Origin of the sequence: Streptomyces sp. NPDC059142 (assembly GCF_042755665.1) — a bacterium.
In the GTDB taxonomy this organism is placed as follows: Bacteria; Actinomycetota; Actinomycetes; order Streptomycetales; family Streptomycetaceae; genus Streptomyces.
This window is the reverse complement of the sequence record NZ_JBHZDA010000001.1, coordinates 225783-249360: the sequence shown is the minus strand read 5'-3', so window position 1 is coordinate 249360 and position 23578 is coordinate 225783. Positions and strand designations below refer to the sequence as shown.

At 72.8% G+C, this 23578-nt stretch carries 21 protein-coding genes; 11 read left to right on the top strand and 10 right to left on the bottom strand.

The window, feature by feature from the left end:
• Positions 1-31 precede the first annotated feature (31 nt).
• Together ACFXPK_RS01170 and ACFXPK_RS01165 are read right to left on the bottom strand one after the other, a co-directional pair.
• Complete coding sequence (locus ACFXPK_RS01170; RefSeq protein WP_385004074.1) at positions 32-616, bottom strand: TetR/AcrR family transcriptional regulator; 585 nt, start codon at positions 614-616, stop codon at positions 32-34.
• Between the two features lie 134 nt (positions 617-750).
• Positions 751-2505, bottom strand: a complete 1755-nt coding sequence (locus tag ACFXPK_RS01165) for an acetyl/propionyl/methylcrotonyl-CoA carboxylase subunit alpha (RefSeq protein ID WP_385070230.1) — start codon at positions 2503-2505, stop codon at positions 751-753.
• A 349-nt stretch (positions 2506-2854) separates the two neighbouring features.
• On the opposite strand from ACFXPK_RS01165, the gene ACFXPK_RS01160 reads away from it, so the two are divergent.
• Complete coding sequence (locus ACFXPK_RS01160; protein ID WP_385070226.1) at positions 2855-3319, top strand: hypothetical protein; 465 nt, start codon at positions 2855-2857, stop codon at positions 3317-3319.
• Between the two features lie 22 nt (positions 3320-3341).
• On the opposite strand, the gene ACFXPK_RS01155 is transcribed toward ACFXPK_RS01160, so the two are convergent.
• From ACFXPK_RS01155 to ACFXPK_RS01140, 4 genes are all read right to left on the bottom strand, one after another.
• The gene (locus tag ACFXPK_RS01155; RefSeq protein ID WP_385004068.1) at positions 3342-3956 is read right to left on the bottom strand and encodes a Maf family protein; all 615 of its coding nucleotides are present in this window, start codon (positions 3954-3956) and stop codon (positions 3342-3344) included.
• A 122-nt stretch (positions 3957-4078) separates the two neighbouring features.
• Positions 4079-4207, bottom strand: a complete 129-nt coding sequence (gene mmpB / locus ACFXPK_RS01150; protein WP_384918978.1) for a morphogenic membrane protein MmpB — start codon at positions 4205-4207, stop codon at positions 4079-4081.
• A gap of 115 nt (positions 4208-4322) precedes the next feature.
• Positions 4323-4529, bottom strand: a complete 207-nt coding sequence (locus ACFXPK_RS01145; RefSeq protein WP_385004066.1) for an acyl-CoA carboxylase epsilon subunit — start codon at positions 4527-4529, stop codon at positions 4323-4325.
• Positions 4530-4611: 82 nt separating this feature from the next.
• Positions 4612-6225 (bottom strand): acyl-CoA carboxylase subunit beta, encoded by a 1614-nt coding sequence (locus tag ACFXPK_RS01140; protein WP_385004064.1) that lies wholly within the window; start codon positions 6223-6225, stop codon positions 4612-4614.
• A 130-nt stretch (positions 6226-6355) separates the two neighbouring features.
• Between ACFXPK_RS01140 and ACFXPK_RS01135 the strand changes: the two genes are divergently transcribed.
• The 4 genes from ACFXPK_RS01135 to ACFXPK_RS01120 all read left to right on the top strand — a co-directional run bounded on the left by ACFXPK_RS01135 (position 6356) and on the right by ACFXPK_RS01120 (position 10862).
• Positions 6356-7249, top strand: coding sequence for a biotin--[acetyl-CoA-carboxylase] ligase (locus ACFXPK_RS01135; RefSeq protein WP_385070221.1), 894 nt, complete (start codon positions 6356-6358; stop codon positions 7247-7249).
• Between the two features lie 288 nt (positions 7250-7537).
• Positions 7538-8686, top strand: coding sequence for an adenylate/guanylate cyclase domain-containing protein (locus ACFXPK_RS01130; protein WP_385004060.1), 1149 nt, complete (start codon positions 7538-7540; stop codon positions 8684-8686).
• A 120-nt stretch (positions 8687-8806) separates the two neighbouring features.
• On the top strand, positions 8807-9616 hold the full coding sequence (locus tag ACFXPK_RS01125; protein WP_385070218.1) for an enoyl-CoA hydratase/isomerase family protein: 810 nt from the start codon (positions 8807-8809) through the stop codon (positions 9614-9616).
• Between the two features lie 79 nt (positions 9617-9695).
• Positions 9696-10862, top strand: a complete 1167-nt coding sequence (locus ACFXPK_RS01120) for a diguanylate cyclase domain-containing protein (RefSeq protein ID WP_385070215.1) — start codon at positions 9696-9698, stop codon at positions 10860-10862.
• A gap of 362 nt (positions 10863-11224) precedes the next feature.
• Here ACFXPK_RS01120 and ACFXPK_RS01115 read toward each other — a convergent pair whose 3' ends face one another.
• Positions 11225-12400 (bottom strand): glycosyltransferase, encoded by a 1176-nt coding sequence (locus ACFXPK_RS01115; protein WP_385070211.1) that lies wholly within the window; start codon positions 12398-12400, stop codon positions 11225-11227.
• A 106-nt stretch (positions 12401-12506) separates the two neighbouring features.
• On the opposite strand from ACFXPK_RS01115, the gene hutH reads away from it, so the two are divergent.
• The gene (gene hutH, locus ACFXPK_RS01110) at positions 12507-14048 is read left to right on the top strand and encodes a histidine ammonia-lyase (protein ID WP_384998148.1); all 1542 of its coding nucleotides are present in this window, start codon (positions 12507-12509) and stop codon (positions 14046-14048) included.
• A 26-nt stretch (positions 14049-14074) separates the two neighbouring features.
• Here the strand turns inward: hutH and ACFXPK_RS01105 are convergent, their stop codons facing one another.
• Positions 14075-14470 (bottom strand): hypothetical protein, encoded by a 396-nt coding sequence (locus ACFXPK_RS01105; protein WP_385070208.1) that lies wholly within the window; start codon positions 14468-14470, stop codon positions 14075-14077.
• Between the two features lie 155 nt (positions 14471-14625).
• On the opposite strand from ACFXPK_RS01105, the gene ACFXPK_RS01100 reads away from it, so the two are divergent.
• The 5 genes from ACFXPK_RS01100 to ACFXPK_RS01080 all read left to right on the top strand — a co-directional run bounded on the left by ACFXPK_RS01100 (position 14626) and on the right by ACFXPK_RS01080 (position 20237).
• Positions 14626-15042, top strand: coding sequence for a hypothetical protein (locus ACFXPK_RS01100; protein ID WP_384998110.1), 417 nt, complete (start codon positions 14626-14628; stop codon positions 15040-15042).
• A 178-nt stretch (positions 15043-15220) separates the two neighbouring features.
• Positions 15221-16492 (top strand): Ig-like domain-containing protein, encoded by a 1272-nt coding sequence (locus ACFXPK_RS01095; RefSeq protein WP_384998145.1) that lies wholly within the window; start codon positions 15221-15223, stop codon positions 16490-16492.
• A 167-nt stretch (positions 16493-16659) separates the two neighbouring features.
• Positions 16660-18186 carry an ABC transporter permease gene (locus ACFXPK_RS01090; protein WP_385070205.1) on the top strand — a complete coding sequence of 509 codons (1527 nt, stop codon included), beginning with the start codon at positions 16660-16662 and terminating at the stop codon, positions 18184-18186.
• Positions 18187-18259: 73 nt separating this feature from the next.
• Positions 18260-18943: an ABC transporter ATP-binding protein gene (locus ACFXPK_RS01085; RefSeq protein WP_384998104.1), complete on the top strand. Its 684-nt coding sequence runs from the start codon at positions 18260-18262 to the stop codon at positions 18941-18943.
• Between the two features lie 301 nt (positions 18944-19244).
• Positions 19245-20237: a GNAT family N-acetyltransferase gene (locus ACFXPK_RS01080; RefSeq protein WP_384998101.1), complete on the top strand. Its 993-nt coding sequence runs from the start codon at positions 19245-19247 to the stop codon at positions 20235-20237.
• Between the two features lie 94 nt (positions 20238-20331).
• On the opposite strand, the gene ACFXPK_RS01075 is transcribed toward ACFXPK_RS01080, so the two are convergent.
• Both ACFXPK_RS01075 and ACFXPK_RS01070 read right to left on the bottom strand, forming a co-directional pair.
• Positions 20332-21930, bottom strand: a complete 1599-nt coding sequence (locus ACFXPK_RS01075; RefSeq protein WP_384998142.1) for a hypothetical protein — start codon at positions 21928-21930, stop codon at positions 20332-20334.
• Between the two features lie 113 nt (positions 21931-22043).
• On the bottom strand, positions 22044-23423 hold the full coding sequence (locus ACFXPK_RS01070; RefSeq protein ID WP_385070249.1) for a sensor histidine kinase: 1380 nt from the start codon (positions 23421-23423) through the stop codon (positions 22044-22046).
• Positions 23424-23578: the final 155 nt, after the last annotated feature.

The following is a 23578-nucleotide window of genomic DNA, read 5'->3' as shown; positions in this document are numbered from 1 at the left end:
CGGCGGTGGGAGGCGGGAGGCGGGCCGGGCCCTACGGGGCCTTGAGGCCCGTCAGCGTCAGCGTCAGCAGGCGGTCCGCCAGGGTCGGGTCGTCCGGTGACTGCTCCGCCGCCAGCGCGATCGCGTTCGTGAGCTGGAGCAGATCCCTGATCGAGACGCCCGTCCGTACGTCCCCGGATTCCTGGGCGCGCAGCAGCAGGCGCGCGCCCGCCTCGCGCATCGGGCCGCTGCACTCCGACAGCGCCGAACTCTCGTCGTTGGACGCCGACATGAGCGCCCGCGAGAGCCCCTGATACTCACCCGCATGAGTGATCACGGCGCGCAGCCATTCCGTCAGCGCGCGGCACGGGCTCTCCGACTCCGCGAGGTCCGCGGAGCGCTGGAGCAGGTCGGCAAGCGCTTCCTTGAAGACCGCGTTCAGCAGGGCGTGCCGGTTGGGGAAGTGCCGGTAGAGCGTGCCGATCCCGACGCCCGCGCGCCGCGCGATGTCCTCCAGCGAGGTGTCCGTACCGTGCCGCGCGAAGCTGGTGCGGGCCTCGCCGAGCAGCCGTTCGTAGTTGCGGCGCGCGTCGGCGCGCATGGGCCGGGGCGGCGTGTGTGCCGTACTGCTCGCCATCGCGCGGTCCTCCTGTTCGCCACCCCGTCTCCCCGGTGAGTCTACGGCGCAGGCCCCGCCCGGATCCTCGAACGGATCGTGGATCGGGCGGGGCCTGCGCGGGCGCCGGGTGCCCGGGAGTCCGGGCGCGGGTGTCAGTCCTTGATCTCGCAGATGGTCGCACCCGAGGTGAGCGAGGCGCCGACCTCGGCCGCGAGGCCCTTGACGGTGCCCGAACGATGGGCGTTCAGGGGCTGCTCCATCTTCATGGCCTCCAGGACGACGACCAGGTCGCCCTCCTTGACCTCCTGGCCCTCCTCGACGGCCACCTTGACGATGGTGCCCTGCATGGGGGAGGCCAGAGTGTCGCCGGACGCCGCCGACGCCGACTTCTTCGCCGCGCGGCGCTTGGGCTTGGCGCCCGCCGCCAGCCCCGTACGGGCCAGGGACATGCCCAGGCTGACCGGGAGCGAGACTTCGAGACGCTTGCCGCCGACCTCGACCACCACGGTCTCGCGGCCCGGCTCCTCGTCGGTGTCCGCGTCCGCCGCGGCGGCGAAGGGCGGGATGTCGTTGACGAACTCGGTCTCGATCCAGCGGGTGTGGACCGTGAACGGGTCCGAGGTGAACGCCGGGTCGGTGACCACCTTGCGGTGGAAGGTCAGCGCCGTGGCCATGCCCTCGACGGTGAACTCGTCCAGGGCGCGCGCCGCGCGCTGGAGCGCCTGCTCACGGGTGGCGCCGGTGACGATCAGCTTGGCGAGCAGGGAGTCCCATGCCGGGCCGATCACCGAGCCGGACTCGACACCGGCGTCCAGCCGGACGCCGGGGCCCGACGGCGGGGCGAAGGTGGTGACCGTACCGGGGGCGGGGAGGAACCCGCGGCCCGGGTCCTCGCCGTTGATCCGGAACTCGAAGGAGTGACCGCGCACCGCCGGGTCGTCGTAGCCCAGCTCCTCGCCGTCCGCGATGCGGAACATCTCGCGTACCAGGTCGAGTCCGCTGACCTCCTCGGTCACCGGGTGCTCCACCTGGAGCCGGGTGTTGACCTCCAGGAAGGAGATCGTGCCGTCCGTGCCGACCAGGAACTCGACGGTCCCGGCGCCGACGTAGCCGGCCTCCTTCAGGATCGCCTTGGACGCCGCGTACAGCTCGGCGTTCTGCTCCGGCGTCAGGAAGGGCGCGGGGGCCTCCTCCACCAGCTTCTGGTGGCGGCGCTGGAGCGAGCAGTCACGGGTCGAGACGACGACCACGTTGCCGTGCGTGTCGGCCAGGCACTGCGTCTCGACGTGCCGGGGCTTGTCGAGGTAGCGCTCGACGAAGCACTCGCCGCGGCCGAAGGCGGCGACGGCCTCGCGGACCGCCGAGTCGTACAGCTCCGGGATCTCCTCAAGCGTACGGGCGACCTTGAGGCCACGCCCGCCGCCGCCGAAGGCCGCCTTGATCGCGATGGGGAGGCCGTGCTGCTCGGCGAAGGCGACGACCTCGGCGGAGCCGGAGACCGGGTCCGGGGTGCCCGCCACCAGCGGGGCGCCCGCGCGCTGCGCGATATGACGGGCGGCGACCTTGTCGCCCAGGTCGCGGATGGCCTGCGCGGGCGGGCCGATCCAGGTCAGGCCCGCGTCCAGGACCGCCTGGGCGAACTCGGCGTTCTCGGACAGGAAGCCGTAACCGGGGTGGACCGCGTCCGCGCCCGAATCCTTCGCCGCCTGGAGCACCTTGGCCATGTCGAGATAGCTGGCCGCCGGGGTGTCACCGCCCAGGGCGAACGCCTCGTCCGCGGCACGGACGTGCAGCGCGTCCCGGTCCGGGTCGGCGTAGACGGCTACGCTCGCGATTCCGGCATCCCGGCAGGCACGGGCGACGCGGACAGCGATTTCGCCACGGTTGGCGATGAGCACCTTGCGCACGATGGCTCCCTCCTTGAGACAAGCTGAGTTTAGGGACTGCCGACACGCGCCGCCGAACTGTCCCCGCTGGTGAGCTGCACCGTACGGAGCGTGTTCCGATCATCGCCCGAAGAGCGAAATCCCTTGTGGCACCACGGTACGCCGCGATCCTCCGTCGCACAGTAGCGCTCGGATGTGGTCCAGCTCTCTGTCGGACTGTCCCTCCGCCGATCACGATTCTTTGTGGAGTCTCTACGAATGGCGGCAAGATTCTTTGCCTGGGACCGGGCCCTTGTCCCAGGGTTCACCGGTGCGTACCGTGCGCGATGGCGAACGTACTGCTGGTAACAGGTGAAAACAGGGGAAGAGGGTGGGGGCCGTGGCCCGGATACCGGTGGCGTGGCTGACGGCGGTCGTGCTGGTGGTGGAGGCGGTCGGCATCGTCTTCGTCAACGGAGTCCTGGCCACGGTGGTCGACCGTCAGCAGATGTCCCTGGCCGGCCTCGACACCGACGCGATGTTCGCCGGGACATGGGCGACGGGCGGCGTCTTCGCGGCCTATCTCCTCGGGTGCGCGGCGGTCCTGGCGCGTACGGGGCTACGGGACCGGCGGCCCGGCCGCTTCGGGCGGATCGTGCTGATCACCTGCGCGGTGGTGCACGCGGTGCTGGGCGCGCTGACGGTCGGTCTGGTGGGGTGGACCGCCTTCGCGGTGATGATGGTGATCGTGGGGCTGGTGGTGCTGGTGCTGGTGGCGTACGAGGCCGAGCCCCGGCCCGCCGGGCGGGCGCCGGACGAGGAGCAGCGCGCCGCACAGGGCCCGGCGGCCGCCTGACGCCGCCCGGACCGGGGGCTGCTCAGACCCAGAGGTCGGTGATCCGCACGCCGTGCGCCAGCAGCAGCGTCCGCAGCAGCGGCAGCGACAGGCCGATGACATTGCCGTGGCTGCCTTCGATCGCGTCGACGAAGGGCGCCGAGCGGCCGTCGAGCGTGAACGCCCCCGCGACGTGCAGCGGTTCGCCGGAGGCGACGTACGCGGCGATCTCGGCGTCGGTCGGGGTGCCGAAGCGGACCGTGGTCGACGCGGTCTCACCCGCGCGGTGGCCGGTCGTGGTGTCGATCACGCAGTGGCCGGTGCGCAGGATCCCCGTACGGCCGCGCATCGCCTTCCAGCGGAGCGTGGCCTCGTCGGCGTCGGCGGGCTTGCCCAGCGCCTCGCCGTCGAGTTCGAGCACCGAGTCGCAGCCGACGACCAGCGCCCCGGCGGCCTCGGGGAGCGCCGCCACGGTGGTGGCCTTGGCCTCGGCGAGGACGAGCGCCAGTTCGGCGGGGGTCGGGGCGGAGAGCGCGTCCTCGTCGACACCGCTGACGATCACCTCGGGCGCGAGTCCCGCCTGCCGGAGCAGTCCGAGCCGGGCGGGGGAGGCGGAGGCGAGAACGAGGCGGCGTCGCTGAGCGGTCATGCCGGTCATCGTACGGAGCGCGCCGGGGCGCCCGTCGCCCGGTGTCCGCGCGCGCCCCGGCCGGGCGTGCGCGCGGCCGTGCGGCGGTCAGCGCAGGCCGAGTCGGTGCGGGCGAGTCGGTGCGGGCCGAGTCAGTGCAGGCCGAGTACGAGCATCGCGAGCACCATCGCCAGGGCGAGCAGGATCCCCGCGCGGCGCATCATGCACTGCGCGTCGCGGAGCTCCTTGGGGGGCCTGTTCTCGGGGTCGGACCACAGCATGTCCCCGATCCTCCGCCGGACGGGCCTCCGGCGCCTGAGTACGTGTACTCACGCCGACCCGTGGCCCGTACACACACATGCTCCGGACGGGGGAGCACCCGCCCGGCGGCGGGGCTCAGCCCGGCCAGTACGTCCTGGCCCACGCGCGCGGACCGGGACGCATGGCCCGGCCCCGCGCGATGCGGTCCGGCGCGGACCACTCGGGCTTCGGTTCGGCCGGACCGGGCGGGGGGCTCTCCACCGCGGCGGCGCGGGCCTGGACCACCGCCAGCGCGGCGGCCAGCTCCTCGCGGGTCGGGTTGCCCCGGACGACCTTGATCACCGTCAGTTCCCTTCCTTCGTCGCGACGTCTCCGTCGCGCGTGCGAGGTTCGTGCAGAGGCTCCCGCATGCGCGCGGAGGCTCCTACAAGGGGATGTTCCCGTGTTTCTTCGGCGGCAGACTCGCGCGCTTCGTCCGGAGCTGGCGCAGCCCCTTCACGATGTGCGTCCGGGTCTCCGACGGCATGATCACCGCGTCCACGTAGCCGCGCTCCGCCGCCACGTACGGGTTGAGCAGCGCGTCCTCGTACTCCTCGATCAGCTCGGCGCGCCGGGTGTCCTGCGCCGCGTCGTCACCGGCGGCGGCGATCGTCCTGCGGTGCAGGATGTTCACCGCGCCCTGCGCGCCCATCACCGCGATCTGCGCCGTCGGCCAGGCGACGTTCAGGTCCGCGCCCAGGTGCTTGGAGCCCATCACGTCGTACGCGCCCCCGAACGCCTTGCGGGTGATCACCGTGATCAGCGGGACCGTCGCCTCGGCGTACGCGTAGATCAGCTTGGCGCCGCGCCGGATGATGCCGCCGTACTCCTGGTCGACGCCGGGCAGGAAGCCGGGGACGTCCACGAACGTCAGCACCGGCACGTTGAACGCGTCGCACGTCCTGACGAACCGCGCCGCCTTCTCCGAGGCGTTGATGTCCAGACACCCCGCGAACTGCATCGGCTGGTTGGCGACGATGCCGACCGGGAAGCCCTCGACCCGGCCGAAGCCCGTGATGATGTTGGGCGCGAAGAGCGCCTGCGTCTCCAGGAACTCCCCGTCGTCCAGCACCCGCTCGATCGCCGTGTGCATGTCGTACGGCTGGTTCGCCGAGTCCGGGATCAGCGTGTCCAGGTCGCGGTCCTCGTCCGTCGTCTCCAGCACGGCCTCCTCGGGGAAGGCGGGCGGCTCGGAGAGGTTGTTCGACGGGAGGTACGAGAGCAGGGACTTGACGTACTCGACGGCGTCCTTCTCGTCGCCCGCCATGTGGTGCGCGACACCGGAGGTCGTGTTGTGCGTACGGGCGCCGCCCAGCTCCTCGAAGCCGACGTCCTCGCCCGTCACCGTCTTGATGACGTCGGGCCCCGTGATGAACATGTGCGACGTCCGGTCGACCATCACCGTGAAGTCGGTGATCGCCGGGGAGTAGACCGCGCCGCCCGCGCACGGGCCGACGATCAGACTGATCTGCGGCACGACCCCGGACGCGTGCACATTGCGGCGGAAGATCTCGGCGAAGAGGCCGAGCGCCACCACGCCCTCCTGGATACGGGCGCCGCCGCCGTCGTTGATGCCGATGACCGGGCAGCCGGTCTTCATCGCGAAGTCCATGACCTTCACGATCTTCTCGCCGTACACCTCGCCGAGCGAGCCGCCGAAGATGGTGAAGTCCTGCGAGTAGACACAGACGGGGCGGCCGTCGACCGTGCCGTAACCGGTGACGACACCGTCCCCGTACGGGCGGTTCGCCTCGATGCCGAAGTTGGTCGAGCGGTGCCGGGCGAACTCGTCCAGCTCCACGAAGGATCCCTCGTCGAGCAGGAGGCCGATCCGCTCGCGGGCCGTCAGCTTCCCCTTGGCGTGCTGTTTCTCCACGGCGCGCGCGGAGCCGGCGTGCGTGGCTTCGTCGATACGGCGCCGGAGGTCCGCGAGCTTGCCCGCGGTGGTGTGAGCGCTGGTTCGTGCGGAGGTTCCCTGGGCTGTTTCCGGCTCGGACATCGGGCTGCGGCTCCCTGCGGGTCACGGGTGTGATGCGGCGTGCGCCAACGCGCGGATGCTACTGATCCGTAGCGTATCGGCGCGGATACCGTTCGGCAGTGCGGCGTTTGCCACACCTAGGGTGGCTTGCATGACGGAGTCCCATGACCATCCCGGTAACCCCTCTGGCCGGGATCACACCGGCCGCTGGACCGACCTCGAACGGCCGCCGCTCGGCCTGCGCGCGCTGCGCCGCGGCCTGATCCTCCCCGGCGGGCTGTGGACCTCGCTCGACGTGGTCGAGGCGACCGGCTCCACCAACACCGATCTGGCGGCGCGGGCGGCGGACGGCGCGCCGGAGGGCGCGGTGCTGGTCGCCGAGGAGCAGACGGCGGGACGCGGGCGGCTCGACCGGCGCTGGTCGGCGCCCGCGCGCTCCGGGATCTTCTTCTCCGTCCTGCTCAGGCCGGGCCCCGGCGTCCCGGCCGAGCGGCTGGGCTGGCTGCCACTGCTGACCGGGGTCGCCGTCGCGACCGCACTGTCCAGGGCGGCGGGCGTGGACACCGCCCTGAAGTGGCCGAACGACCTGCTGGTCACGGTGGACGGCGAGGAGCGCAAGGCGGGCGGCATCCTCGCCGAGCGGATCCGACAGGCAGGTGACGACGCGGTCGTGGTGGGCGTCGGCCTCAACGTCTCGCTGCGCGCCGCCGAACTGCCCGTACCGACGGCCGGGTCGCTGGCGCTGGCGAACGCCGTCTCCCTGGACCGGGACACGCTGCTGCGCGCCGTACTGCGCTCCCTGGAGCGGTGGTACGGCCAGTGGCGGGAGGCCGGCGGCGACCCGGCCGCCTCCCGGCTCCAGGAGGCGTACACGGCCGGCTGCGCCACGCTGGGGCGGCGGGTGCGGGCGGAGCTGCCCGGCGGCCGTGAGCTGGTCGGCGAGGCGGTGGCGGTGGACGGCGACGGCCGGCTGGTCGTCGCCACGGACGACGGCGGGCGGCACCCGGTGGGCGCGGGCGACATCGTGCACGTACGGGGGGCATAGGCCGTCCGGGCGGGCACCGGGCACGCGTACGGGGGCATCCGACGGGGGCACGGAGCGCCCGGCACAGGACGGTGGCACGGCGGGGCGGTCGCGGCCCGGACCCGTCCGGTCGCGGCACGGGGGCGGTCACGGGCGGTACGGCGTGCTCCGTACGCGCCCGTCCGTACCTCAGGACGGACCGTCCCATACCCACCCATGGACGTGAGCCAGCGCACATCTGCCGTATCGTTGAGGCGGTCCACGACAGATCGGCAGGGCAGTGCGCAGGGAACGGGCAGGAGGCGGCTGGTGACCGTCGATGATTCGGCTTCCGGCGCCGACACACCGCCGCCGGACCCCTCGGGCCACCCGGCCCCGCACCATGTCGTCGATCACACGGCCGAGCCGACCGACGACCCCCTCGCGATCCGCCTCGAACAGCTCATCCTCGGCGCGGAGCGCCGCTACACCCCCTTCCAGGCGGCCCGTACGGCCGGGGTCTCGATGGACCTCGCCTCCCGCTTCTGGCGCGCCATGGGCTTCGCCGACATCGGCCAGGCCAAGGCGCTCACCGAGGCGGACGTGCTCGCGCTGCGACGGCTCTCCGGTCTGGTCGAGGCCGGGCTGCTGAGCGAGCCGATGGCCATCCAGGTCGCCCGGTCCACGGGGCAGACCACCGCCCGGTTGGCCGAGTGGCAGATCGACTCCTTCCTGGAGGGGCTGACGGAGCCCCCCGAGCCGGGGATGACCCGCACCGAGGTCACGTACCCCCTGATCGAGCTGCTCCTGCCGGAGCTGGAGGAGTTCCTCGTCTACGTGTGGCGGCGCCAGCTCGCCGCGGCGACCGGGCGCGTGGTGCAGGCCGCGGACGACGACGAGATGGTCGACCGGCGGCTCGCCGTGGGCTTCGCGGACCTCGTCGGCTTCACCCGGCTGACCAGACGGCTGGAGGAGGAGGAGCTGGGCGAGCTGGTCGAGGCGTTCGAGACCACCTCCGCCGACCTCGTGGCCGCGCACGGCGGCCGGCTGATCAAGACCCTCGGCGACGAGGTGCTGTACGCGGCGGACGACGCCGGTACGGCCGCGGAGATCGCCCTGCGGCTGATAGAGACCATGACGCACGACGAGACGATGCCCGCGCTGCGCGTCGGCATCGCGTTCGGCACGGTCACCACGCGGATGGGCGACGTCTTCGGCACGACGGTGAACCTCGCGAGCCGGCTGACGTCGATAGCGCCGAAGGACACCGTCCTGGTCGACGGCGCGTTCGCCGAGGAGCTGATCCGTACGGGAGACGCCCCTGCCTCGGAGACCGAGGCGGCGGAGGCGGCGGCGCAGGCCGAGAAGGAGGGCGCGGTGCCGCCCGCGTACCGCTTCGGCCTCCAGCCGATGTGGCAGCGGCCGGTGCGCGGGCTCGGTGTCGTGGAGCCCTGGCATCTGGGGCGGCGGACCACCTAGGGTCGGTCGTCCGGATCGTGCCGGGTCGGCCTGATCCGGACGACCGGCCCTGGACCTCCCGCCGGACCAAGGCCCTAGGATCGCTCCCGGTGAACCGTCGTTAACCGGGAGGTTGCTGTGATGGCCGAGGACGAGCAGAGGTTCGGGGAGTTCGTCGCCGTACGGCGGCGCGGGGTGGGCGGACACGTCGCCGAGCTGGTGCTCGACCGGCCCAAGGCGATGAACGCGGTCTCCATCGAGCTGGCCCGCTCGCTGGCCGCCGCGTGCGCCTCGCTCGCCGCCGACCAGGACGTACGGGCCACCGTGCTGACCTCCACGCATCCGCGCGCCTTCTGTGTCGGCGCGGACCTCAAGGAGCGGAACGCGCTCAGCGACGCCGAGCTGCTGCGGACCCGGCCCACCGCGCGCGCCGCGTACACCGGCGTGCTGGAGCTGCCGATGCCGACGGTCGCCGCCGTGCACGGCTTCGCGCTGGGCGGCGGGTTCGAGCTGGCGCTCGCCTGCGATCTGATCGTCGCCGACCCGTCGGCGGTCGTGGGGCTGCCCGAGGTGTCGGTCGGGGTGATCCCCGGCGGCGGCGGTACGCAGCTCCTGCCCCGGCGGGTCGGGGCCGCGCGCGCCGCCGAGCTGATCTTCACCGCGCGGCGGGTGGCGGCGGCCGAGGCGGCGGGGCTGGGCCTGGTGGACCTGCTGGTGGACGAGGGTGCCGACCGGGACGAGGCGCTGGCCCTGGCGGACCGCGTCGCCGCGAACTCGCCCGTCGGCGTACGGGCGGCGAAGCGCGCCCTGCGCCTCGGTCACGGGCTCGACCTGCGGGCCGGTCTGGAGGTCGAGGACGCCGCCTGGCGGTCGGTCGCCTTCTCCGGGGACCGGGCGGAGGGGGTCGCGGCCTTCAACGAGAAGCGCAAGCCGCAGTGGCCCGGCGCCTGACGGCGGGCGCGGTGCCTGACGCGGTATGACCGGGCGTCGCTCCAGTTGATCAAACCATCCCAATCCGCCCTAAGGTGGGGTGATGGGAGTGGATGGGCGACTGCGCGCCATGGTGGCACTGTCCCAGGCGATGGCCGCGGCCCCGACGGCGCGGGAGTCCTGGCGGGCGGCGGCCCAGGGCGCCTGCGCGGCGCTCGCGGGGGGCTTCGCGGCGCTCTCCGTGTGGGAGCGGGACCTCGGCCGGCTCAAGGTGCTCGTGAACGCGGGGGACCGGGCCGAGGGGGAGGCGGAGTTCCCCGAGGACGAGTCGTACCCCGTGCACCAGTTCCCCGAGATCGCGGAGTTCCTGCACGAGCGCTGGGCGGGCGGCGGCGGGCCCAACGCCTGGGTCGAGACGGCGGCCGGATCCGTGGACGCGGACGCGGGCGCCCCGGCGGCCGGGCCGCCCGGCTACTGCCACCAGCGCGTCGCGGCGCTGCGCCGGCGCGGCCGGGGATGCTGCGTCGTCGCCCCGATCGTGCTGCACGGCCGCGCGTGGGGCGAGCTGTACGTGGCCAGACCGCTGGGCGCGCCGCTCTTCGACGCGGACGACGCCGACTTCGCGACGGTCATCGCCTCCGTGGTCGCGGCGGGGCTGGCCCAGACGGAACGGCTCGAAGAGGTGCGCCGCCTCGCCTTCACCGATCCGCTGACGGGGCTGGCGAACCGCCGCGCGGTCGACGCCCGGCTCGACGAGGCGATCGGCTCGTACCGGAACGACGGGGCCGTCGTCAGCCTCGTCGTCTGCGATCTCAACGGCCTGAAACAGGTCAACGACACGCTCGGCCACGCACTCGGAGACCGTCTGCTGGAACGGTTCGCCTCGCTCCTCTCCGTCTGCGGCGCACGGCTCCCCGGCGCGCTGTCGGCGCGGCTGGGCGGGGACGAGTTCTGCCTGCTCGCGGTGGGCCCGAGCGCGGACGAGGTGATCGCGGTCGCCGCCGAACTCTGCGCGCGGGCGGGCGAACTGGAACTGGGCGAGGGCGTCGCGTGCGGGATCGCCTCGACGGGCGACCCGATCGGCGAGGTGACCTCGGGCCGCCGGCTCTTCCGGCTGGCGGACGCGGCCCAGTACCGGGCGAAGGCGGTACGGGCGGCGGGCCCGGTGGTGGCGGGCCGCGACGGCACGGTGATCCGCCTGGCCGACACACAGCCGCCCCCGGCCCGTGACCGCCGCCGCTTCCGGGACGCGCCTCCGTCACCGTGACGGCTACGGCCCCCCTGCGGCTGGGAGCCGCCGCAGTTGGGGCCCGTCCGTCCGGGCGTACCGAGGCCGCCCCGGCCGAACACCCGTGGTGCAACCTCCGTCGCCGTGTGTTCGTGCCCCGCAGCTCGCGTACCGCTCAGACGGCCAACGCCCCGGTACGTACGGCGAACTCCCGCAGTCCACGCACTCGGGTGGGGCCGTACAGCAGATCCGACGTCAGCGCTCGCAGCGCGGGCCGCCGTACCTCCTGCGACGCCTCCGCCTCCACCCGGCGCAGCGCCGCGAACGTCCGCGGCCCGTCGCCGTCGTCACACTCATCGAGGACGGCGCCGCCCGGTTCCTCCCGTAGAACCTCGTACCGGTCAGCCGGACGCGGCGGAAAGGATCACGTCCACGAGCCTGTCCGCCGCGTCCGGCCTTCCTTGGGCCCGGGAGCGCTCTCCCATCGTGACCCGTCGGGCGGGTTCGGTGAGGAGGGGCCCCAGGGCAGCGCGCAGGTTTGCCGTGGTGATCTCACCGAGCAGGGCCACGGCGGCGCCGGCGTCTTCCAGATGGCGGGCGTTGTGGGCCTGCTCGTTCCCGGCCGAGGAGGCGAGGGGGATGAAAACGGCGGGTTTTCCGAGTGCGGTGAGCTCGGCAAGCGTGCCCGCACCGCTTCGGGAGACCACGACATCCGCCAGGGCCAGGACATCAGGGAGTTCCGGGCCGACGAACCCGGTGAGGTAGTACCGGCCCGCCGACTCCGGGGACAGAGAAGCCGCGTGCCGCCGCAGGGTCTCGACATGGGCCGGCCCGCACTGGTGGATCACGTTCGCATGGCTCACCAGCCACGGCAGAACGTCCCGGATCACCTCGTTGATCTGCTGGGCGCCCTGGGCACCGCCGGTGACGTACACGGTCGGGAGGCGCCGGTCGAAACCGCGCAGCTCCAGCGCCTCGACCGCCTTGTCCGCGTGTCCGGTCAGCACCTCGGGGCGGATCGGGTTGCCGGTGACGACGGCGGCGTCGCGCACCGAATCCGGCAGCAGCGGCAGCGACGACTCCGACGACACCGCGATCCTGGTCGCGGAGCCGGCCAACTTCCGGTTGGCGAGCCCCAGGCGCACGGTCTGCTCGTGGAGGACCAGCGGTCGGCGGCACATCCGTGCGGCCAGTCCGGCGGGGACGGCGACGTACCCTCCGGTGGCGAGAATGACGTCCGGTTTGAAGTCGGCCACGATCTTCCGGGCCTGCGCCACGCCGAGCGGCACCCGAGCCATGTCCCGCACGTTGGCCGGGCTCACCATCTTGAGCGGGTTGCCGGACCGGCGGATCTTGCCTGTGGCGACCGTGGTGAACGCGATGCCCTCCGCAGGGGCGACCCGCGCCTCCAGTCCGTCCGCCGTACCGATCCACAGCACGTCGAGCGTCCCGCCCTCGGCCGCGAGCCTGCTCTGCAAGGCGCGGATCGCGGTGAGGGCAGGGTAGGTGTGTCCACCGGTTCCTCCTCCCGTGACGATCAGGCGGAAGGTGCGCGGGAGACGGGAAGCACTGTTCATCCCGCGCACCCTACTGGCTGCCGGACGCCGTTCCCGCTTCCGCCTTCTGCGGCAGGCCAGCCTCGTGACAGGTCAGGATTCAGTACGTACGCTCCTGAATATGGATATGCATACTGTCGTGGTGGGGACGTCAGGGACGACCGCCGAGGACGTCATCGCCGTGGCGCGCGGCCGTGCCCGCGTCGAACTGTCCGCCGAGGCCCTGGCCGCGCTCGCCGCGGCCAGGGAGATCGTGGACGCGCTGGCCGCCAAGCCCGAGCCCGTGTACGGGGTCTCCACCGGGTTCGGGGCGCTCGCCACCCGGCACATCGGGCCCGAGCTGCGGGGGCGGCTCCAGCGGAACATCGTGCGGTCGCACGCCGCCGGGATGGGGCCGCGCGTCGAGCGGGACGTCGTGCGCGCGCTGATGTTCCTCCGGCTCAAGACGGTCGCCTCCGGGCACACCGGCGTACGCCCCGAGGTCGCGCGGACCATGGCCGACCTGCTCAACGCGGGGATCACCCCCGTCGTCCACGAGTACGGCTCCCTCGGCTGCTCCGGCGACCTCGCGCCGCTCTCGCACTGCGCGCTCGCGCTGATGGGCGAGGGTGACGCCGAGGGCCCCGACGGCGCCGTACGGCCCGCCGGGGAACTCCTCGCCGCCCACGGCATCGCGCCGGTCGAGCTGCGCGAGAAGGAGGGCCTGGCGCTGCTCAACGGCACGGACGGCATGCTCGGCATGCTGGTCATGGCCCTCGCCGACCTGCACCGCCTCTACACCAGCGCCGACATCACCGCCGCCCTCAGCCTGGAGGCGCTGCTCGGCACGGAGAAGGTGCTCGCCCCCGAACTGCACGCCATCCGGCCCCACCCCGGCCAGGGCGCCAGCGCCGACAACATGCTGCGGGTGCTCGCCGGCTCCGGACTGACCGGGCACTTCCAGGAGGACGCCGCCCCGCGCGTCCAGGACGCCTACTCCGTGCGCTGCGCCCCGCAGGTCGCCGGGGCGGGCCGGGACACGCTCGCGTACGCCCGGCTCGTCGCCGACCGGGAGCTGGCCTCCGCCGTGGACAACCCGGTCGTGCTGCCCGACGGGCGCGTGGAGTCCAACGGCAACTTCCACGGCGCGCCCGTCGCCTACGTCCTGGACTTCCTCGCGATCGTCGCCGCCGACCTCGGCTCGATCGCGGAGCGCCGCACCGACCGGCTCCTCGACAAGAACCGCTCCCACGGGCTGCCGGCCTTCCTCGCGGACGACCCCGGGGTCGACTCGGGGCTGATGATCGCCCAGTACACGCAGGCCGCGCTGGTCAGCGAGATGAAGCGGCTCGCGGTGCCCGCCTCGGTCGACTCGATCCCGTCCTCCGCGATGCAGGAGGACCATGTCTCGATGGGCTGGTCGGCCGCGCGCAAGCTCCGTACCGCCGTCGACAACCTGACCCGGATCATCGCCGTCGAGCTGTACGCGGCGACCCGCGCCATCGAGCTGCGCGCGGGCCTGACGCCCGCGCCCGCCTCACGCGCGGTGATCGAGGCGCTGCGGGGGGCCGGGGTGGCGGGGCCGGGGCCCGACCGCTTCCTCTCCCCGGATCTGGCGGGGGCGGACGCCTTCGTACGGGAGGGGCTGCTGATCGCGGCGGTGGAGCCGGTCACGGGGCCGCTCGCCTGAGCGGCCGGGCGGCCGGAACGCGGCGCTCAGAACGCGCGGACGCTTCTGCGGACCGAGTACGCGACGAAGCCCACGCCGACGGCGAGCGACAGGCTCCCGCCGACGACATAGGGCGTCGTGTCCACGCCGCCGGTGTCCGCGAGTCTCGGGGCGCCCGCGTCCCCGCCCGCGTCCCCGTCCGAGTCCGCACCTGCCGGGGCCTCCTCGGCCGGTGCCACGGAGCTGTCGGTGGTGTCGGCGGCGTCCGTGACCTCGGAGATCTCGGCCCCGTCGACGGTGAGGCTCTGGGCGGACGGCGCTGAGCGCTGCGCCGGTGCGGCGCCCTGGTCTCCGGTGGCGTTCGCGGACGGAACGAACCAGAGAGCGCAGAGCAGGGTGCCGGCTGCGGTAGCCGTCAGCAACGGTCGCCGGGCGACGGACACGTGATGGATCCCCCTTGTGGCAACGCCGAATTGGGTGAGTGGGGGAGATGCTAGCCAACTTCTCGACCGCCCTGACACGCAGCCCGTTCCGTCGCCACCAGGCTCGCCGGTGCCGTACGGCCGGTATCGGGTCCCGGCGCCGTACGCTCCGTCGTATGACCACTTCAGAAACATCACGGTATGTACGGGTAACGGTCGAATTGGTGGTGGAGGTCGAGGACCCCGAGCGCCTGGGGACCGCCGCCCTCGCCCGGATCGACGCCGACGCCTCCGTACCCGACGACGAGCGGGCGCAGGCCAGAGCGGTGGTACGGGGGGACGAGGCCGAGGCCCTGGCGTACCTCGTGGAGCCCCACGACCTGATCAAGGACGTCCCCGGGATCGGTCTCGCCCAGGCGTCGTGGACCAGCGAGCTGATCGACTACGACCCGGACTCCGTGGAATGGGACCTCCACGAGATCGACGAGGACGGCGAGGACGGCGACGATCCGGACGGTGAGGCGTCCGGCGAGGTCGGAGGCGTGATCGGAGGTGTCGTCGGCGGTGGAGGGGTGACCGCTGGTCGGCGCTAGCGCGCGAGCGTGCCACCCTGGTAAGCCTCGGTCCGTAGCAGTCGGCGGACCGGGGCCGGCCTGCTTCCCGGTCGCGACCTGTGTGCGTGAGTGGTCTTCACCACACTGCCGACTGATGCGGAACCGGACGAACCGATACACCCGTTCTTAAGAGTTATCGGCAGGGTAAGCGGCGATGATGGAGAAGCGTGTGATGACGGACAGCAAGCGGCGCAAGGCCCTCATGGCCGCGTCCGCGGTGCTCGGCGGCGTGATGGTGCTCTCGGCGTGCAGCGACGACGGCGGGTCGAAGAGCGGCGCCGGGAGTTCGGAGAGCTCCTCCTCACAGGCTCAGGCCGACGAAGCCGCTGCCAAGGAGACCTCCGAGGCCCAGATAGTCATCGCGCCGAAGAACGGCGCGACGAATGTCGGTATCAACAACGACGCGAAGGTTACCGTCACCAAGGGTGATCTCACGGACGTCAAGATGACGACCGCCGACGGCACCGCCGTCAAGGGCACGCTGGCCGCCGATGCCAAGAGCTGGAAGCCGGACGCGCAGCTCGACCGCTCCACCGCCTACAAGATCGCCGCGACGGCGAAGGACGGGAAGGGCCGCCAGGCCCACGAGAACACCTCCTTCACCACCGTCTCGCCCAGCAACAGCTTCATCGGGAACTTCACGCCGGAGGACGGCTCGACCGTCGGCGTCGGTATGCCGGTCTCGATCAACTTCGACAAGTCGATCTCCGACAAGAAGGCAGTCCGGGACGCGATCACGGTCACGTCCAGCAGCGGCCAGGAGGTCGTCGGCCACTGGTTCAGCCAGACGCGCCTCGACTTCCGCCCCGAGGACTACTGGAAGGGCGGCTCGACGGTCACCCTCAAGCTCGCGCTGGACGGCGTTGAGGGCGCCCCGGGCGTCACCGGCGTCCAGCAGAAGACGATCACCTTCAAGGTCGGCCGCAACCAGGTCAGCACCGTCGACGCCAAGACGAAGATGATGACCATCACGCGTGACGGCCAGACGGTCAAGACCATCCCGATCTCCGCCGGCTCCCCCGACAACACGACGTACAACGGTCAGATGGTGATCTCCGAGAAGTTCAAGGAGACCCGTATGAACGGTGCGACGGTCGGCTTCACGGACGACGACGGCAAGGGCGAGTACGACATCAAGGACGTCCCGCACGCCATGCGGCTGTCCACCTCGGGCACCTTCATCCACGGCAACTACTGGGGCGCCCGCTCGATCTTCGGCAGCGTCAACACCAGCCACGGCTGTGTCGGTCTCGCGGACGTGAAGGGCGCGGGCGACGCCAACCAGCCCGCCGCGTGGTTCTACAACAACTCGCTCATCGGTGACGTGGTCGTCGTCAAGAACTCGAACGACAAGACCATCAAGCCGGACAACGGCCTCAACGGCTGGAACATGAGCTGGTCCGAGTGGCAGGCCGGTTCGGAAGCCTGATCCCCCCGGGCGCCGCCCTGCCCGACGCGCGCCCACCCGCTCCACCCCGCTGAGCCTGTTCCCCTTCGGGGGGCGGCACCCCCCCGGGGCCGCCGCCGTACGCGTTCTCATCCCGCTCTCACCCTCGCCTTATCCGGCCATCACAACGGGCCTCTAGCTTCACGCCCATGTTCTTCACCTACCTCAGGCGCGAGTTGCGCCGTCGCAGAAAGGCGGCGCTCGTCGTCGCCTCGGGGCTCGCCCTGGGCATCGCACTGGTGATCGTCGTCAGCTCCGTCTCCGCCGGTATGGGCCAGGCCCAGGACAAGGTCCTCCAGTCGCTGTACGGCCTCGGTACGGACATGACGGTCACCAAGGCCGCCACCCCGCCCGGGGAGGGGGACACCAGCCGCCGCCGCTTCGAGTTCGACGCGAGCGGCAGCGACGACTCGGACGCCGACGCCGAGCAGAGCAGCGACCGGGTGATGGTCCAGGGCTTCCAGACCCTGGCCTCCTCCACCGTGACGAAGGTCGGTGAACAGAGCGGCGTCGCCGAGGCCGTGGGCGGGCTCAGCCTCAACGTCCTCAAGGTGAACGGGGAGTTCAGGCGCGGCGAGTTCACCCCCCAGGAGGGCGGCTCCACCGGCGGCCCCGGCGGCGGCCCCGGCGGCGGCTCCGGGCAGGGCGGCGGTCAGGGCGGGGCGGGCGGCTCCGGCGGCTCCGGCGGTGAAGTCCGGGGCGGCGGCGCGGCGTTCGACGTCGACTCGTACTCCGTCTACGGTACGGACGTCACCTCGCCCGCGCTCGGCCCGCTCACGTCCTCCAGGATCACCGAGGGCCGCACCTTCAAGAGCACCGAGACGGACGCCGCGGTCGCCGTCGCCGACAGCGCGTACGCCACGGAGAAGAGCCTCGCGGTCGGCGGGACCGTCACCATCTCCGGTACGAAGTTCACCGTCGTCGGCATCGCGACCGCCGACAGCGGCGACTCCGCCGCCAATCTCTACATCCCGCTGAAGAAGGCCCAGACCCTGGCCGACTCCAAGGACAAGGTCACCACGGTCTACGTCAAGGCCGCCGACTCCCAGCAGATCGACAGCGTCAAGTCCGCCGTCCAGAAGAACATCCCGGGCACGACCGTCACCACCTCCGCCGATCTGGCCGACACGGTCTCCGGCTCCCTCTCCACCGCCTCCGACCTCGCCACCACCGTCGGCAAGTGGCTCTCCGTCGCCGTCCTGATCGCCGCCTTCCTGGTCGCCGGACTGCTCACCTCCTCGGCCGTCAGCCGCCGGGTACGGGAGTTCGGCACGCTGAAGGCGCTCGGCTGGAAGAGCGGCCGGGTCACCCGGCAGGTCGTCGGCGAGGCGCTGGTCAACGGGTTGCTGGGCGGGGTGCTGGGCATCGCGCTGGGCCTCGGCGGCGCCTATCTGGTCACCGCCATCAGCCCCACCCTCACCGCGCAGCTCGGCTCCACCGGAGGCGGAGGCGGCGGGGGCGGTGGCTTCGGCGGCGGCCCGATGGGAGCCGGCGGCGGACCGGGCCGGCAGGCCGCGTCCAAGGCGCTCGACATCGCGCTGACCGCGCCCGTCTCCGTCTCCACCATCGGCCTGGCCGTGGCGCTCGCCGTCGCGGGCGGTCTGATCGCGGGCGGCTTCGGCGGCTGGCGCGCCTCCCGCCTGCGGCCCGCGGACGCGCTGCGCCGGGTCGAGTGAGGACGCCGGGACCGCCCGTCCCCCGGTCCGTACCGCAGGCCGTACCACCCTTCCGTACAGCAGGAGTTGAACCGTGTACCAGCTCAGAGGCGTCACCAAGCGCTACGCGCGCGGCAAGCAGACCGTCGACGCGCTCGCCGGCGTCGATCTGACCATCGAGGACGGCGGCCGGCTCGTCATCCAGGGCCCCACCGGCGGCGGCAAGTCCACCCTCCTCCAGATGCTCGGCGGTCTCGACCGGCCGACCGAGGGAAGCGTGGAATTCGACGGGGTGGATCTGGCCGGACTGTCCGAATCCCGGCTCACCAAGGTACGGGCGGAGTCCATCGGCTTCGTCTTCCAGAGCTTCAACCTGATCCCGACGCTCACCGCCCAGGAGAACGTCGAGACCGCCCTCGTCCCCCTCGGGGTGAAGGGCGCCGCCCGGCGCGAACAGGCCGCGCAGGCGCTGGAGTCCGTCGGGCTCGGGGAACGCCTCGGGCATGTGCCGAGCGAACTCTCCGGAGGTCAGCAGCAGCGTGTCGCCATCGCCCGCGCGCTCGTGAAGCGGCCGAAGGTGCTGCTCGCCGACGAACCCACCGGGAACCTGGACGAGTCGATGCGCGACGAGATCATGGAGCTGCTGGAAGGGCTCTGGAGGGAGCACGGGCTGACCTTCGTCATGGTCACGCACGACAGCTCGATCGCCCGTCGCGCCCCACGACTCGCCACGATTCGCAAGGGCCGGGTGACGGTCACCGAGAACGCGGCGGCCTGACGCGACGCTTTCCGCCGCATCTGCGGCGACGCCTTCCGAAGCGACGCTTCCTGAAGTAAAACCGTGTCAGGGAAAAGCGGTTGAGGCACGCGTCCATGCCGTGGAAGCGAGCGACTATGCCGTGCGTCCATGCCTCAGGCCCGTGCCGTACAGCAGTGCCGACAGTGTCGTAAGGGGCGCTTGTGACTCCGGAGAGTCCGTGTGGCTCCCGGGGCGCGAGCGCCCACCCTGGCTCGTCCGTCCGCCCGGATGTCCTCGTAACCCGGGGGCGTCGCCCCTCTCGCACGCGTAGGTTCGGTCCATGCTGATCACTCTGGGAAGTCCGCCCTCGGATGCCGAGACTGAATCCTGGTACGGGGTCGTCGCCGCGGCGCACGCCCGTGATCTGCCCGCCTCGACCCCCGAGCGCAGCCGGGTCGAGACCGAGGGAAAGCTGCGCGTGCCCCCGGTGGGCGCGCGGACCGTGCACCTCGCGGCGGTGGACTCCGCGGGGGCGTACGAGGGCGTCGCCTCCCTGGTCCTGTTCAGCGAGGAGAACAACCGCCACACGGCCTTCCTCGACACCCTGATGGTCCGCCCCGACGCCCGGCGGCACGGCGTCGGGGCCACCCTCTGGGCCGCGATACGCGCCGAACTCGTCGCGGACGGGCGGTCGTCCGTCTCCACCGTCCTCGAACTCGGCGGCGCGGGCGAGGCGTTCGTCGACAGCCTCGGCTTCACCAATGTCCTGCCGGTCGGCCGGTACGTGCAGCGGGTCCGCCAGGTCCTGGAGGGCATACCGCTCCCGGACCGGCCCGCCCTCCCCGACGGGCTGCGCTTCACCGACTGGCGCGGCGTCGTCCCCGACCGCCTGGCGGAGGCGTTCGCCCGCGCCCACGAGCCGCTGGGCGACGTCCAGCGGGGCCGGCTCGACGAGCGGACCCCCTGCTGGGACACCGGCCGGATCCGGGCCGCCGCCCGGCTGGTCGAGGAGCGCGGCGGCACCCTGTTCACCTCGGCGGTGCTGGACACGACGGACGGTGACGCGGTCGTCGCGTACACCGAGGTCGCCCTGGCCGCGCCCACGGACATCCGCGCGGTCCAGTACGACACCCTCGTCGTCCCGTCCCACCGGGGCCGCGGACTGGGCCGCGCCGTCAAGCGCCACCATCTGGAGCGGCTCCACGAACTGCGGCCCGGCATACGGGAGATCAGCACGACCGTCGCCGACGACAACCGGCCCATGCTGGCCGTGAACGAAGCGCTCGGCTACCGGCGCGAGCGCCCCGCCGGCGTCTTCCAGACCAAGCTGTAGAACCGCTCAGCGCCCTCCGGCGGCCGTTCCCGTGACCGATTCCGGGGACGGAGCCCCGTACGTCGGTACGTCGGTACGTCGGTACGTCCGCGCGTCAGCCGGTCGCCGGGCAGTCGGCGGTTCCCGTCCACGGCAGCCGGTACGCCGAGTCCAGCCGGTAGTCGCCCGCCGCCGGGACCGTCAGGCGGGTCCACTCACCGGCGCGTGTGACACAGGCGCCGGACGCCCTCAGCCAGGGCGAGTAGGCGATCCGTACCGTCACCGAGCCCGCCGCCCGCGTCCGGACGACCAGGGAGGCCGCGTCGCTGCGTACGACGGTGGCGGGTGCCGGGACCAGGGGCACGGCGTCCTGTACGCGGTAGACCGTCCAGTGGGCGTCCCGCCACACCGGGGTCAGCCACTCCGGGGCGCTCGCGACGAGCGCGGCCTCGGCGGTGGCGGGGCCGTCGGGGCGGCCGTGCGGCAGCGCCACCAGGCCGACCGCCCAGCGGTCCAGCCAGGCGCGGTACGCGGCCGGGTCGAGGACGGCGGCGCCCCGGGGGCCGTCGTAGAAGAGCCTTCCGCGCTCGACGTCGAGCTGCCGGTTCCAGCCGCGCGCCATGTTGAGGTGCGGGGCGAGGACATCGGCCTCGCGGTGGTTGCGGGCGGGGACGACCTCGACACGGGTACGGTCGGCGCCGAGCCGCTCCAGCGCGTCGGTCACGCCCTCGGTGCGGGTGGCCCAGGCGGGCACGGTGGTGGACACGACGAGGTCGTCGTCCGTCTTGTCGAGCAGCCAGTAGGTGTTGACGCAGACGGTCACCAGAAGGACGAGCGGAAGGACGGCGGCCCTGCCCGAGCGCGCGGGGGTACGGAGCGGGCCGAGGCCGCGGGTCAGCAGCGCGGCCAGCAGCACGGGCGGGCCCGCCAGACCCACCAGGCGCTCCACGTTCGTGCCGATCGGCGAGGCGACGGAGAACGTCAGGACGACCCCGGCCGCGTACACGAACGCCCCGTACCGCACCACGCGCCAGCTCCGCGGCGCGGCCAGGCAGAGCGCCGCGCAGGTCACCAGCGGCATCCACAGCTTGCCGGGTGCCATGGGCTGTTCGCCCTCGAAGGGGAAGAGCAGCGTGGTCGTCGCGACGACCAGGAACGGCGGGACGGTCAGCGCGGCCCCCCTCGCCCACCGCCGGTCCAGCAGATACGCCGCGCCCACCACGACGAGGAAGAGCCCGGCGACCGGACTGGCCAGGGTGGCGAGCGCGGCGAACAGCCAGGCGAGCGCGGCGCCGCCGGTACGGCGCCGGAGCACGGCCGCCACGGCCACCAGCCCGAGGGCGGTGCCCAGGGCGAACGTCGTCCGCCCGGAGGCCACATTGCACCAGAGGGCGAAGGAGCCGAGCAGCGCGGGCCAGAGGGGCCGCCGTACCCCCGTACGCACGAACAGCAGCGCCAGCACCCAGCTTCCGGCGAGCCCCGCCAGCACGGAGACCGTCCTGACGCCGAGGAACGCCATCAGGGGAGGGGCCAGCACGCTGTAGTTGGCGGTGTGCATGCCGCCGTACCAGGACAGGTTGTACGCGGAGCCCGGATGCCGGGACATGAACCCGGCCCAGGCGAACTGCGCCGCCAGATCGCCCCCGCCGGTCGCGAGGACCACGATCCACACGGCGTACAGCGGGACGAGCGCCCCGGTCGCGATCAGCGGCACCCGCCACCACGGCGCCCGCCGCGTGGCCACGGCGCCGCCCGGCCCCGGCCCCTCGACCGGCGCGCGCGCACCGGTCCGTTCCTCCCCGGTCGGCCCGGCCGTCGTTCCCCCGCTCATACGCACCGGGTCAGCGTAGGCCCTCCCTCCGCCGGGTCCTCCTCGGCCCGTCCCCGTTCCCGTTCCCGTTCCCGTCCCCGTCGGGTCGCGGTGCCGGTGTCGGTGTCGGTGTCGGTCGCGGTGCCGGTGTCGCTCGCGGTGGCGGTGTCCGGGAAGGACACCGTGACCGTCAGACCGCCGCCCTCCCCGTTCGGGACCGCCGTCGCCGTCGCGTCATGCGCGCGGGCGATCGACGCGACGATGGACAGGCCCAGGCCCGCCCCGTCCCCCGGGCCGTGGGTCCGTGCCGTCAGCCGCCGGAACGGCTCGAAGAGCAGCGGAAGCGTGTCGTGGGGGACCACCGGGCCCGTGTTGGACACCTCGACGGTGCCCGGCCCCGTACACAGCTCGATCCGGCCCCCGGGCACGTTGTGGCGTACGGCGTTGGCGACCAGGTTGTCGACCAGCCGGTCCAGCAGCACCGCGTCGCCCGCGACGGTCAGCGGCTCCGCCCGCACCGTGAGGGACACCCCGCGCTCCGCCGCCTCGTCCGCCCGCCGGTCCGCCACCGTCCGGGCGACCTCGTGCACGGCCACCGGCTCGCGCTCCCGCAGCCCCTGGTCGGAATCGGCCAGCAGCAACAGCCCGTCGATGATCCGGCCGCTGTCGTCGGCGACCTCGATCAGCTTCTCGCGGATCCGCGCCACCCGCTCCGGTCCCGGCCCGCCCGCGAGGCCGATCTCGGCGGCGGCCCGCTGCACGGCCACCGGCGTGCGCAGTTCGTGCGCGGCGTTGGCGGCGAACCGCTGCTGGGCCGTGACCAGGTGTTCCATCCGCTCCAGCATCCCGTCGAAGGTGTCGGCGAGCCGCTTCAGCTCACCGGGCGGGCCGGCCAAGGCGATCCGTTCGTGGAGGTTCGCACCGGACAGCCTGCGGGCCGTCTCGGTGATCACGGCGACCGGTCTGAGCACCCGGCCCGCCAGCCACCAGGCCAGTGCGACGGAGACCACCGCGTACCCGGCGAGGGCGCTCAGCGAGACCGCCAGCAGCCGGTTCAGCGTGGCGCTCTCCACCGCGGAGCTGACCGTGCTGAGGGCCAGACGCGCGTCGCCCGCGGACGCCTCGGCCCTGCCGGACGGCAGCGGCGTGGTCTTCGCCGGTGCGGTGGGTACCGGGCTCGCGGGCGACCAGCTCGGCGTCGGGGCCGCGGTCCCGACGGGCGGCGCCGGTTCCAGTTCGTCCAGCCGTCCGGCGGGCACCGCCTTCGTCACGGCCAGGCTGATCGACGCGGACAGCCCCTGCTGCACCAGCAGATACACCAGCCCCGTCAGCAGCACACCCGCCAGGAGCAGCAGCGCGCCGTACAGGGCCGTCAGCCGCCCCCGCTCACCGGCCAGCGCCCGGCGCAGACCACGCGCGATCCGGACGCGGCGCGGGGAGCGCGGGGGGGGGGCCGGGGGGGGGGGGCGCGGGGAGGGGGGGGGCGGGGGTATAAATATAAAAGAGGCCCCCATACGTTTAATAAACAGGGGTTGCGGGCGTTGGGGGTGAA

What these genes read in the sequence shown, in the direction of transcription:
- ACFXPK_RS01170 (WP_385004074.1), bottom strand. Translation starts at nt 616, where the DNA reads ATGGCGAGCAGTACGGCACACACGCCGCCCCGGCCCATGCGCGCCGAC.
- ACFXPK_RS01155 (WP_385004068.1), bottom strand. Translation starts at nt 3,956, where the DNA reads ATGACCGGCATGACCGCTCAGCGACGCCGCCTCGTTCTCGCCTCCGCC.
- mmpB (WP_384918978.1), bottom strand. Translation starts at nt 4,207, where the DNA reads ATGCTGTGGTCCGACCCCGAGAACAGGCCCCCCAAGGAGCTCCGCGAC.
- ACFXPK_RS01140 (WP_385004064.1), bottom strand. Translation starts at nt 6,225, where the DNA reads ATGTCCGAGCCGGAAACAGCCCAGGGAACCTCCGCACGAACCAGCGCT.
- ACFXPK_RS01135 (WP_385070221.1), top strand. Translation starts at nt 6,356, where the DNA reads ATGACGGAGTCCCATGACCATCCCGGTAACCCCTCTGGCCGGGATCAC.
- ACFXPK_RS01125 (WP_385070218.1), top strand. Translation starts at nt 8,807, where the DNA reads ATGGCCGAGGACGAGCAGAGGTTCGGGGAGTTCGTCGCCGTACGGCGG.
- ACFXPK_RS01115 (WP_385070211.1), bottom strand. Translation starts at nt 12,400, where the DNA reads ATGAACAGTGCTTCCCGTCTCCCGCGCACCTTCCGCCTGATCGTCACG.
- hutH (WP_384998148.1), top strand. Translation starts at nt 12,507, where the DNA reads ATGCATACTGTCGTGGTGGGGACGTCAGGGACGACCGCCGAGGACGTC.
- ACFXPK_RS01100 (WP_384998110.1), top strand. Translation starts at nt 14,626, where the DNA reads ATGACCACTTCAGAAACATCACGGTATGTACGGGTAACGGTCGAATTG.
- ACFXPK_RS01095 (WP_384998145.1), top strand. Translation starts at nt 15,221, where the DNA reads ATGGAGAAGCGTGTGATGACGGACAGCAAGCGGCGCAAGGCCCTCATG.
- ACFXPK_RS01090 (WP_385070205.1), top strand. Translation starts at nt 16,660, where the DNA reads ATGTTCTTCACCTACCTCAGGCGCGAGTTGCGCCGTCGCAGAAAGGCG.
- ACFXPK_RS01080 (WP_384998101.1), top strand. Translation starts at nt 19,245, where the DNA reads ATGCTGATCACTCTGGGAAGTCCGCCCTCGGATGCCGAGACTGAATCC.